The following is an 11,425-nucleotide window of genomic DNA, read 5'->3' on the forward strand; positions in this document are numbered from 1 at the left end:
CAAGAAGATCCGACCGTGTTACCAGCCAGGACGCAGAACGAGGCCGAAGTTCCAGTCCTGGTCGCGCTGGTAGGTTCGAGCGTAGAAGATCTCGAAGACCGCCGCTCCAAGCAGATTCATGCGGGCGGCAACGCCGGTGCTGATAACTGGTCGCGCCGGAACCGTTCGCCCTCGTTCTTCGACGAGCGTCGACGTCGACAGCTTCACGGAGTCGAAGCGTAGCTCCTCATTCGTCCAGGCGAGGCCCGCGTCAGTGAAGAGCACGAACTCCGTCGGGATGAAGGGGAAGTTGACAAGGCCGAAGGCGTCGTTCCCCAGCAGCGGCACGCGGAGTTCCGCGCTGGCGAGCCCGACGCGCGTTCCGTACAGGCGTTGGATGCGGCATTCGCGCCCGGTGCGGCACGAGTCCTCGTTGAAGAAGGACGAGAAGCTATAGCCGCGTACGAACGCCAGTTGGTACGGAGAGCCGAGCGACTCGCGGATGAACAAATTGTCGAAGTCATTGGCGGCCAGGTTGTCCGACGTCGCACCATAGTTTCCGGACTGCAGCCCGCGGAAGGCGACGGTCACCGGATTGAAGAAGAAGTAGCGACGGTAGTCGACAAGCACATTCACGAACTGCCGGGACCCGAAATTGGGCGTGACCTGAACCCGGTAGCGGCCGCCCTGCGTCGGGGATGTGAACCCGAAGTTTGAGAAATCACCCACGTACGCGAAGCCCACCTGTCCGAGATAAATCGGATCGGGGAGGGCCAGTCCGCCCGTCACGAGTTCAGGGTCGATTTCCTCCCGTCCACGATTGGTGAAGGCGAAGGCTTCAATGTCGAACCCGAAGCGAACGCCGGTGGCGCTGATCTCGAACCGGCGGGTCTGCGACAGCGGGTAGCTCAAATTGGCGCCCGCCGTGGTCCGGAAGATGCGCTGCAGAATTTGTGCGTAGGGTTCTCCCGGATCGCGGAAGCCATTTCCGTTGAGGTCGACGATGCTAAATCCACCGAAGAGCGTCGGGATGTGCGCTGCGCCGAGGCCCCAGTTCAGTCGATTCTTCCGGTTGGTGTAAAAGCCGCCACCCCCGATGTCCTTTAGCGTGCCGTTGGCCTGCAGAAAGACGTCGAGGTTCTGGTTGCCCAGCATGTCGCTAAAGAAGAGCCCGACGCCGCCGTAGATTTGCGTTCCAAAGCCCTGGGAGTACCCCCCGCCGATCGTCGGCGGGGCGATGCGGTCGAGCCGTAGCCGATTGCTCGCCTCGGCGGCCTGAAAGTCTTGAGGCGGCGGCAGACCCGTGCTGGGGTCGTCCAGGTAGCTGCCAACGAGCCCCTCATCTGCGCTCTGCGACGGCGGCAGTAGACGCCCGCCCGAGGCGGCGACCGTCTGCGACGTGTCGGTGCCGGTCATCGGGATGCCTTCGGTCTCGTCCGACTCCAGCGAGACGATCGAGTAGCCGTTGTTCGCGTAAATGCTGAACATCATTCGACCACTCTGGCTCGCGACGGACATGGCCGGCGAAAGCGCCGTGATCCCGCTCGCGCCTGTCTGCAGGGCCGTCACTCGAAACACGGACTCTTCTGCAAGCGCGTAGCGGTAGATGTCTTTGAAGCCGTCGTGGTCCGAAATGAAGTAGATGCTTCGACCGTCCGGGGAGTACTGCGGATTGTGGTGCATCCCCGAGGGGAACGGGCGGATCGTCTCGATCTCCCGCGTCTCCACGTTAACCGTCCCGATCCGGTATTCGCCAAACTCGAGCGTCTGAAAGTTGGTGCCGTCCGGCCCGCGGTCAGTGGTGAAGGCGAGCGTCGATCCATCCGGGGACCATGCCGGCTGGAGGTCTGCGTACCGATCGTTCGTAATCTGGCGCACCGTTCGCGTGTCCAGGTCTAGCACGTACAGGTCGCTAATACCACCGTCGATCCCGGTGAAGGCAACGTACCGGCCGTCGGGCGACCACGCGAGGTTCTGGATCGCCCCGACGCCTTTCACGGCGATCCGCTCATTTACGTCACCGCTTTCGACGTCGAACGTGTTGATCTCGTTGTCGCCTTCGACGAAGGTGACGAACGCGAAGCGGCGGCCGTCGGGCGACCAGGACCCGGCGGAATTAATAAACCGGAGCGCGTCGAAGTGGGGGTTCGACTTTGTAGACTCCAGCTCCGACACGATCTGGCCCGTCTCGGCGTCCGCGACGTACAGGTTCGTGTTGAAAATGTCGCGACGGGAAATGAACGCTACGTAGCGGCCGTCCGGGCTCACCGAGGGGGAGATGTTGAGCTGGCGCTTCTCCCCGGGCGAACCAATGACCGCACGGCCGACGCTATCGGCCGGGGTGCGACCGTCCAGGGACGTAAGATACGTGTCGCGTACGGCCTGCTGCCACTCGGCGGAGAGCGAGTCCGCTGTGATGTTGAGGGCATACACAAAGGCTGAATCAACCCCCACGCGCCCGCTCAGCTTAAACAGGTTCGTGACCGCGGCGTCGCCGTACTTCCCGCCGATGTAGGCCGAGTAAGCCTGTCCATACCGATACGGAAAGTAGGTCGCCATGTCGCGCGTCATCTGGTCGACCGTCGGCAGGTCGTCACGGAGCGCGGCATCCCGAAGCCACATCGCGGTGTGCGGATCGTCGCGTCCGATCGACAGGTATTCCGCCATTCCCTCGACCAGCCAGAGCGGCAGGCGCCGCAAAGAGAAGCCGGGCGTGTCGCCGCGCAGGGCGATATCGTACTGGAAGGAATGCACCAGCTCGTGGCCGAGGACGTGGTCGGTCTCCTTGTAGCTCCCCGTCAACGGCATCACGACACGTTCCTTCAGGCTTTCCGTCACGCCGCCGGTCCCCTGACCGATTTGCCCCTGGATAACGTTGGTCTGCTGGAAGTCCGCATCATTTGCGTAGAAAATGAGCGGTTTGCGCTTGTTGAACTCGCGCAGAAAGGTCCGGGAGTGGCGCCGATACCAGCGCTCCGCCATCCGAGCGGCGTCCTCGACAGCCACGCGTTCTTCCGGATAAAAGTAGATTTCGAAATTGTCCGTCTGGATCGTCTTAAAGTCGAAGTCGTCGTACTGGACTTTATTACGACCGAAGTACTGCGCCTCCGCCGGCACCGCGCTCCACAACAGCATGAGCAGAACCAGCAGGACGGACGTGGGGAGAGTCGATCGGCGCATTGGGGTACGGCTTGATCGTGAGCTTGAAGAAAACTGCACAGAAGCGTGCAGGTACTACACACGCGACGCTCGAGGGGTTCACCGGGAGGACTTCATTTTCTCATCCCGGATGTCGAACCCTCCGCCTCAACGCCGACGTGTTCAGGAGGCGGTGGAAGCACAACCGCCTGTCTTTTCGCGTAAACGACGACGTCCCGACCGCGCGCTGCGTGTGTCTACCATGCTCCGTGTCCGGGGAGAGGAAAACGTTTCAGCATCAGCGCACGGCGGGTCGGTTTGCACCCATCTGACGAGACCATGGCACGTGCGTTGATCTCTTCAGAAACACGCCGTCGTAATGAGTACCCGCGACGGATGAGAAGCAACTATCGATTGAGATTGTCGTACGCGTAACGCCTGTATGGTTTGGTTTCCATCGAGCTTTCCGCAACAGCCCGACCGAACGGATCCAGGTCGACGACATCCGGCGGCATCATATTTGATATTTGAACGATTCGTATTCTCCCGTGCGATTCGTTACCTTTTCTACGCGGTCGTACAACCCGCTTCGAGTCGTCGCTGCAGCGCCGTTCCGGTAACGTCGGCCTCGCATGGATCCCGGGCCTCGCAGGCCGCTCCCCTGCGGCACGTCTGTGCCGCCCCCTCGCTCCCCGTCACCCCGAAGTACGCTCTACATGGACGAGTTTCGGATACGAGTTCGCGTGTACGCCGGCGTCATTGTCGTCGTGCTTGCAATTCTGTGCATTCGGCTCATCCAGCTCCAGGTCGTCAGTGCCGACACCTACTGGGGAGCCTCGCAGAGCAATGCCGTCCGGGAGCAGCGCGTCGAGCCCGCCCGCGGTGCAATCTATGATCGGTCCGGCACGTTGCTGGTCGACAACCAGCCGAGCTACACGATCATGATCACGCCGCGCTTCTTCGAGCCGGATCGCGTGTCGCTCCTCGCCGATCTCCTCGGTGTGGCGGACACCACCGTCCACCGGAAGCTGCAGGAGGCGCGCGACTGGAGTCTCTTTCAGCCGAGTCGCTCCTTCCGCGAGGTGTCCTTCGACACGTTTAGCCGCGTTCAGGAGCATCTCTACGAATTACCCGGGGTGACGTACGAGATCGAACAGCGTCGCCGGTATCACACCGAGGCCCAGGCAACGCATGCGCTCGGATACGTCCGGGAGATCGATGCTCGCACGCTTGCTCGAATGCGCGACGACGGGTACCGCCAGGGCGACCGGATCGGCAGAACGGGCCTTGAAAGTTTTTATGAACGGCGCCTTCGCGGGACGCAGGGGAGCGAATACATGCTCGTGGACGTGCGCGGGCGGGAGGTCAAATCGTACCGTGATGGGGACCAGGATCGCCCCCCTGTGAGCGGGTACGACCTTCACCTGGCGCTCGACCATCAGGTGCAGGCGCTGGCCGAGTCCCTTTTTGTCGGAAAGCGCGGCGCGGCCGTCGCCCTTGATCCCGACAATGGGGAGATTATCTCCTTCGTCAGCCACCCCGACTTCGACCCCGGGATTTTCTCCCGGTCCGTGAGCGATGCGCGGTGGGACAGTATCCGCAATGCACCAGCCGACCCGCTCTATAACCGTGCGACGATGAGCGGCTTCCCGCCGGGGTCGACATGGAAGCCGCTGATGTCGCTGATGGCGCTGGAGGAAGGTATGATCACGCCAAATCAGAAGGTCGACTGCCCGCCTGGCTATCGGGTCGGAAACCGGGTCTTCCACAATCACCGATACAAGGACGAAGGCTGGATCGACGTCAAGGAAGCGCTGGAGGTCTCCTGCAATACGTTTTACTACCATCTGATGATGGAGACCGACGTCAATACGTGGAATCGGTACGCCCGCATGTTCGAGTTCGGCCAGCGGATTCCGCTCGACGTCGCCGATCAGCAGGCGGGGCTGATCCCGGACTCGTCATACTTCAACGACACGTACGGACGGTGGACGGCCGGCTACACGGTCAACCTTGGCATCGGTCAGGGCGACATGTCGGTCACACCCATGCAACTGGCGCGGTACGTTGCGGCAATCGCCAACGGCGGGACGCTCCATGTCCCACGCTTCGTACACGAGCTTCGCCATCCTGAAACCGGGGAGACCGTCAAGCCGGATCTCCCGGAAGCGGCCACGGTGCCGATCGACAGCAGCCACTTTGCCGCCGTCCGGGAGGGAATGCGCCGCGTGATGGAGAACGGCACCGGCGAGTGGGTGCAGATCCCGGGCGTGACCAGCGCCGGGAAGACCGGGACGGCACAGAACCCGCACGGGGAGGACCACTCGCTCTTTATCATGTTCGCGCCGTTTGAGGACCCCGAAATCGCTATCGCGGTGGCCGTCGAAAACGCCGGCTACGGAGGCAGCGCCGCTGCCCCCATCGCGAGCCTGATGGCCGAGCAATACCTGAACGGATCCATCGACCTCGACATCTGGCAGCGCCGATACTGGATCAAGCGACTCATGGAGGAGGTCCGGTCGGCGCCGCCCAAGGGCTTCGGGGCCCCGCTGGATAACGAAACGGACGGGGAGCGCGTCCTGAACGCAGAGGCGGCGCCCGACAGTGCCGACGCCCCGCGCAGTCGATCCACCCGGACCGTCCGCCTTGACCCGATCACCCCCATTCAGCCGGCGGCCCCGGAGAACGAGTAATCGCCGCCGTCTTTCACCGATAACACCCCGTTTCCCGTGAAGCGCTCCTGGTACAACACGCTTGATGTCGGCACGCTGCTGACATGGCTCGCGCTCGTCGGGGTCGGGCTGACGGCAATCTACAGTACGACGCACGGCCCGGCGGCGGAGCAGCTTTCCACGAGCGTACAGTCGAACTTCTACCGGCAGTTTACCTGGCTGGCGATTTGCTCGGTCGGCATCGGCATTTCGCTGATGCTGCCCGTGCGATTCTTCCGGCATGCGGCCTTCCCGATTTACGCGGGAACGATCGTTCTGCTCATCGCCGCGCTCCTGTTTGGAAAAGAGGTGAACGGCGCGCAGTCATGGCTCGTTATCGGGCCGCTACGCCTGCAGGTGTCGGAACTGGCGAAGGTCGGCACCGTGCTGGCGGTCGCGCAGCTGCTGGCGGATCGGCGGGGACGCCTCGGCAGCAACGTGAAGTACGCTCTGAAGGCAAGCGGCCTCATCCTGCTCCCGGCGATCCTCATCGTGATGCAAAACGATATGGGGACGGCGCTGGTCTTCTTCGGCCTCGTCCCGATCATGCTTTTCTGGAGCGGGCTCCCGTTTACCACCATCTTGCTGATGGTCTCGCCGGCGATCGCCGGCTACCTGTCCCTCGTCTACATGCCGGCCGCCATCGGGTTTTCGGTGCTCTTTACGATCGGGATGGGATGGTACACGGGCCAGCGATACATCGGTGCGATCGCTGCGGCCTTCACCGGCGGCGTGGCCGCCATCACGTCCATCGCGATCTCCTACGTTCTCCAGCCCCACCAGGTCGCCCGGCTCATCTCCTTCACCAATCCCGAGGCAGAGGAATTCCGCCAGGGCGTCGGCTTTCACCTCGTGCAATCCAAGGCAGCCATCGGCTCCGGTGGGCTCTGGGGGAAGGGTTTCATGCAGGGGACGCAAACACAGGGCGCCTACGTTCCGGAGCAATCGACGGACTTTATCTTCAGCGTGATCGGCGAAGAGTTCGGCTTTGTCGGCTCGCTGGTCGTTCTGTGCCTCTTTGCAATCCTGCTCCTTCGCCTCGTCAAGCTGGGGACCGACGTCAAGCATCCCTTCGGTTCGATCGTTGCCGCCGGAGCGGTTGGCGTCTACCTGCTCCATATATTTATCAATATCGGGATGGCGACCGGTATCCTTCCGGTCATCGGCATCCCGCTCCCGTTCCTGTCATACGGCGGCTCGGCCCTCCTCGCCAACACCGCCATGCTCGCGATCGTGCTGACAATCCACATGCGACGCGACGACCTATCGATCTACGGGTATTAGGTCGGGGGAAGAGTGCTGAGTGCCGGGTGCTGAGTGCCGGGTGCTGAGCCTGCACGGCAGCGACGGGCGAATCCCCCCTCCGCAATCCGTTGTCCGCAATCCCTCACCCCACCTTTCTCAGATGGGAGGAGCGCGAGGAGGTGCGGCGGTTTTTCTGGCGTTCGACGCTGTGCTCTATGATCGAGGCGTAGAGGTCCTCGACCAGGCCCGGGGCCAGGTCGTTGTCCCGAGCGATGTCGCGGAGACGGTCCATCAATTCGCACTCGCGATCCGGGTCGCGGATGTCGTCGTTTTTCTCTTCCTTGACGGCGGCGATGTCATCAACGGCGGACTGACGCCGGGCGAGGAGTTCGATGATCGCCTGATCCAGTTGATCGATACGGGAACGAATGTCGCTTAACGTGGAGGCGGAGGAAGACATGGCAGAGGGTGTGTCGGTAGGGTCGATGGAGGCGCAGGGCGACACCGCTCGACCGATCTAACAGGCCCACAAACGCAAAAAACCCGCGGGCCTGAACGGCCGGCGGGTCGTAGCAAGTGGGCGATGACAACAGCACGCCTACAATCCGCCGGAGGAGGTCGCATAAAAATAAAAATACACATAGCCCAGAAAGGTAAAGGCATATGCGTACGACGATCCCAGCACGGCATTGGAAGCCGAGGCGACGGTGCCCGGTCGGGGGCAGGCGGATGGGAGGTCTGCTGTGTTCATGATGGTCTCACGGTACGAGGCAGAGCGGGCGATGTCAAGTGAGCCGAATAAATAGTTCAAGGTTCAGGGTTCAAGGTTCAGGGTTCAAGGTCCAGCGTTTACCGTTCAGCGGTGTACACTTCTCAACAGTCAGATCTGGGATGAAACGAACCGGTGGCATCGGGCTGGCGGCTTGCTCGTCTCCCCGAACCTTATACCCCGGACTGCACACCCCGCGCCATCATTCAGATTCCGGCAAATCGATTCGTGCGGGTTTCCTCTGCACCGATCCGGCGATATCTTATCATGTTGTAGCAGACGTGTCGTCTCGGCCGTCCGCGTGTTTGCCTCGTTCTGCCCCGCTTACTTGCCTCGCCTGCGATGAAGGATTATCTCCGCTCGACGATCCGTGCCGTTCTCGACGACTATGACGCCGTGCCGGCCGATTTTGACATCGAGCTGGAAAAACCGGCCCGAGAGGAGCATGGCGACCTCGCCACCAATACCGCGATGCGGCTCGCGAGCATCCTCAAGAACAATCCTCGAGCCATCGCGGAGGAATTGAGCGAGCGTCTCCGTGACACAGTCGACCCGGCACGCGTCCGAGCTGTGGAGGTGGCCGGCCCCGGCTTCATCAACTTCCGCTTCGCCAGTGACCATCTCTTCAACAGCCTGGCGGACGTACTCGACGCGGGCAGCGCATACGGCCGGACGGATCTCGGCGACGGCCGCTCAGCCCTCGTGGAATACGTCAGCGCGAATCCAACGGGCCCGTTGACGGTCGGACACGGCCGCAACGCCGTCCTGGGCGACACCGTTGCGAACCTGCTGGACTGGGCCGGATTCCGCGTCGATCGCGAATATTATTTCAACGACGCGGGACGGCAAATGCGCGTGCTGGCGCAATCCGTCCGCGCACGGTATGAGGAGATTGCCGACGACGTCGACATGAAAACCATCGATCTCGGCGACGGCGAAACGGCAGAGGTACCTGTCAGCTTCCCGGAGGACGGCTACCTCGGCGAGTACATCCGGGACGTCGGCCAGGCCCTGTTCGACGAGCACGGCGACGCGTTGCTTGATTCGGACACCCTCGACCCATTTCAGGCGAAAGCCGAAGAGATCATTTTCGCGGACATCGAGGGGACGCTCGAGCGGATCAACGTCCACATGGAGACATTTTTCAACGAGAAGAAGCTCTATGAGGACGACCGCGTGGAGAAAACCGTCAACGCCCTCAAGGAGGCCGGCGTCACCTATGAGGAGGACGATGCGCTATGGTTCAAGACGACGGACTTCGGCAAGGATAAGGATACGGTCCTGATCAAGAGCAGCGGTGAGCCTACGTATCGGACTCCGGACATAGCCTACCATCTCGACAAGCTCGAGCGCGGCTACGACGTCATCATCGACGTGCTAGGAGCTGACCATATCGCGACCTACCCGGACGTGCTCACCGCCCTCGACGTGCTGGGCTACGACAGCAAAAAGGTGGAGGTCATTCTCTACCAGTTTGTCACCCTCGTTCGCGGCGGGGAACCGGTGAAAATGAGTACGCGACGCGCCAATTACGTCACGCTCGACGATCTTATCGACGAGGTCGGGGCGGACGTCACACGGTTTTTCTTCCTGATGCGCTCGGCGGACACGCACCTCAATTTCGACCTGGAGTTGGCCAAGGAGGCCAGCGACAAAAACCCGGTCTTTTACCTTCAGTACGCTCATGCCCGGGTCTGCTCGATCGTCGACAAGGCCGAGGACGTCGGCTTCACGTTTGACGACGAGCCTGACCTGGCGCTGCTTACGCACGAGGACGAGACGACGCTAATCAAGGAACTTCTCCGCTTCCCGACGATCATCGAGCAGGCGGCTGAGGCGCGGGCGCCGCACTTCATCCCGAACTATCTTCGCGAGGTGGCGTCAGCGTTTTCCCAGTTCTACGGTTCGTGCCGGATCATCGGCGAGGACCAAGATCTCGCCACGGCCCGGATGCATCTCGCACGGGCAACACAAACCGTCATCCACAACGGGCTGACCGTACTCGGCATCGACGCACCGCGAGAAATGTAAATCAGACCCGGCGGACATATCCGTGCTCTCTGGAGAGAAACGGGAAAGGCGCCGCGACCGATGGGACGCGGCGCCTCGTTTGTTTCGGCTGCCGTTCGCGCGGTTTGCGCCCGCTCAGTTGGAGCGGGGTTATGACGTTTCGATGCCGACCTCGTCAAGCAGCCCATTCAGTTCCAGCATGGCGCTGGCTCCGGCAACCAGATCTTCCAGGGCGAGCACGTCGTCGGAGGTGAGCACGAGCACGGAGCGCTGATCGGTGTCCGGGAGGCGCAACTGCCAGCGACAATCCGGGCCGCACCGGCGGACATCTGCCGCCAGCGAGCGGATCGAGTCACGGAGCGAGACCAGCGCCTCCGGTTGTAGGGCGATTGTCAGACCGTCGAAGGTTACGGTGACGCTTCCATCATTGCGTTCGACCACGGATCCATCATCGGTCGAATAGAGCGTTACGGCATCGGAGGAAGCAGATGGGGGCGTGATCATCGTCTCGGATCTCTTCGCTGCGGGGAAGACAGGGCACCGGCAAGATCAGCCGACGCGGACTATTTAGATTGAATACAAACAGTCGGGTTTCAGCTTTCGCCGGCGCTCGTTGTTAAGGTTACACGAAGCCCGAACGGCTTGCCCATCGATTGCGTGCGTTGCCGTGATCCGCGCGCCCTCACGCCGACTGCTCCTCGCTCAACCGACGCCTCATGCCCGCTCCTCTGTCCGTGCTCCCCATGGGTCTTGCTGCCATCCACTGGAGCGTCGACCCTGTCATCGTCCGGCTCGGGTCGTTCGCCCCGCGGTGGTACGGCCTTCTCTTCGGGGTCGGCTTCCTGCTGAGCTTTTATGCGATGCGGTCGGTATTCATCCGTGAGGACAAGCCGGAGCGAGACGTGGACGTCCTCCTCTACTGGATTCTCGGCGGGACCATCGTCGGTGCCCGTCTCGGCCACGTGCTGTTTTACGATCCAGGTTACTACCTCACGCACCCCGCCGAAATTCTCCAGGTATGGCAGGGCGGACTCGCCAGTCACGGCGGGTTCATCGGGGTACTGATCGCGCTTTATCTATACGCCCGGTCCCGGGACGATCAGCCGTTCCTCTGGCTTCTGGATCGAATCGCAATGCCGGCCGCGCTCACCGGAGGCCTGATTCGTCTCGGAAATCTCTTCAATTCGGAAATCCTGGGTACGCCGACGGATGTACCGTGGGCGTTTGTTTTCGCGCTTCGCGACATGACGCCCCGTCACCCGGCTCAGCTGTACGAGTCGCTTGTCTACTTCTGCATCTGCGGGATTCTGGTATGGCTCTATCGCCGTTCCGACGCCTCTCCCCGCTTCGGGACGCTCTCCGGCGCGTTCATGGTTCTCGTATTCGGGGCACGCTTTCTCATCGAGTTCGTGAAGGCCGAGCAGGTTCATTTCGACATCGGCCTGCCCCTGTCGATGGGCCAGCTTCTCAGCCTTCCGGTCATTCTCTTCGGCGCCTGGTTGCTCTGGTCCAGCCGTTCCCGCGCGAAGCAGCCCGGTTCCTGAACGGGGACGCTCGGGGCACCGGCCCACCG

Annotated in this window: 8 protein-coding genes; 4 read left to right on the forward strand and 4 right to left on the reverse strand. The window is 62.0% G+C overall.

Annotation, left to right across the window (positions count from 1 at the left end; all coding sequences use genetic code 11):
• Positions 1-18: 18 nt before the first annotated feature.
• Positions 19-3,159 (reverse strand): peptidase S9, encoded by a 3,141-nt coding sequence (locus tag ACFCU0_RS04130; protein ID WP_434972399.1) that lies wholly within the window; start codon positions 3,157-3,159, stop codon positions 19-21.
• 674 nt (positions 3,160-3,833) lie between these two features.
• Here ACFCU0_RS04130 and mrdA point away from each other — a divergent pair.
• Together mrdA and rodA are read left to right on the forward strand one after the other, a co-directional pair.
• Complete coding sequence (gene mrdA, locus ACFCU0_RS04135) at positions 3,834-5,810, forward strand: penicillin-binding protein 2 (RefSeq protein ID WP_434972400.1); 1,977 nt, start codon at positions 3,834-3,836, stop codon at positions 5,808-5,810.
• Positions 5,811-5,846: 36 nt separating this feature from the next.
• The gene (gene rodA / locus ACFCU0_RS04140) at positions 5,847-7,112 is read left to right on the forward strand and encodes a rod shape-determining protein RodA (protein ID WP_434972401.1); all 1,266 of its coding nucleotides are present in this window, start codon (positions 5,847-5,849) and stop codon (positions 7,110-7,112) included.
• Between the two features lie 103 nt (positions 7,113-7,215).
• On the opposite strand, the gene ACFCU0_RS04145 is transcribed toward rodA, so the two are convergent.
• Together ACFCU0_RS04145 and ACFCU0_RS04150 are read right to left on the reverse strand one after the other, a co-directional pair.
• The gene (locus ACFCU0_RS04145) at positions 7,216-7,533 is read right to left on the reverse strand and encodes a chorismate mutase (protein ID WP_434972402.1); all 318 of its coding nucleotides are present in this window, start codon (positions 7,531-7,533) and stop codon (positions 7,216-7,218) included.
• A 138-nt stretch (positions 7,534-7,671) separates the two neighbouring features.
• Positions 7,672-7,884: a hypothetical protein gene (locus tag ACFCU0_RS04150; protein WP_434972403.1), complete on the reverse strand. Its 213-nt coding sequence runs from the start codon at positions 7,882-7,884 to the stop codon at positions 7,672-7,674.
• A gap of 300 nt (positions 7,885-8,184) precedes the next feature.
• On the opposite strand from ACFCU0_RS04150, the gene argS reads away from it, so the two are divergent.
• Positions 8,185-9,873 (forward strand): arginine--tRNA ligase, encoded by a 1,689-nt coding sequence (argS, locus tag ACFCU0_RS04155; RefSeq protein ID WP_434972404.1) that lies wholly within the window; start codon positions 8,185-8,187, stop codon positions 9,871-9,873.
• Between the two features lie 129 nt (positions 9,874-10,002).
• On the opposite strand, the gene ACFCU0_RS04160 is transcribed toward argS, so the two are convergent.
• Positions 10,003-10,356, reverse strand: a complete 354-nt coding sequence (locus ACFCU0_RS04160) for a citrate synthase (protein ID WP_434972405.1) — start codon at positions 10,354-10,356, stop codon at positions 10,003-10,005.
• Between the two features lie 212 nt (positions 10,357-10,568).
• Here ACFCU0_RS04160 and lgt point away from each other — a divergent pair, with 212 nt between their 5' ends.
• Entirely contained in the window at positions 10,569-11,396 is an 828-nt protein-coding gene (gene lgt, locus ACFCU0_RS04165) for a prolipoprotein diacylglyceryl transferase (protein ID WP_434972406.1), read from the forward strand.
• Positions 11,397-11,425 lie beyond the last annotated feature (29 nt).

The organism is Longibacter sp., assembly GCF_051155795.1.
In the GTDB taxonomy this organism is placed as follows: Bacteria; Bacteroidota; Rhodothermia; order Rhodothermales; family Salinibacteraceae; genus Longibacter.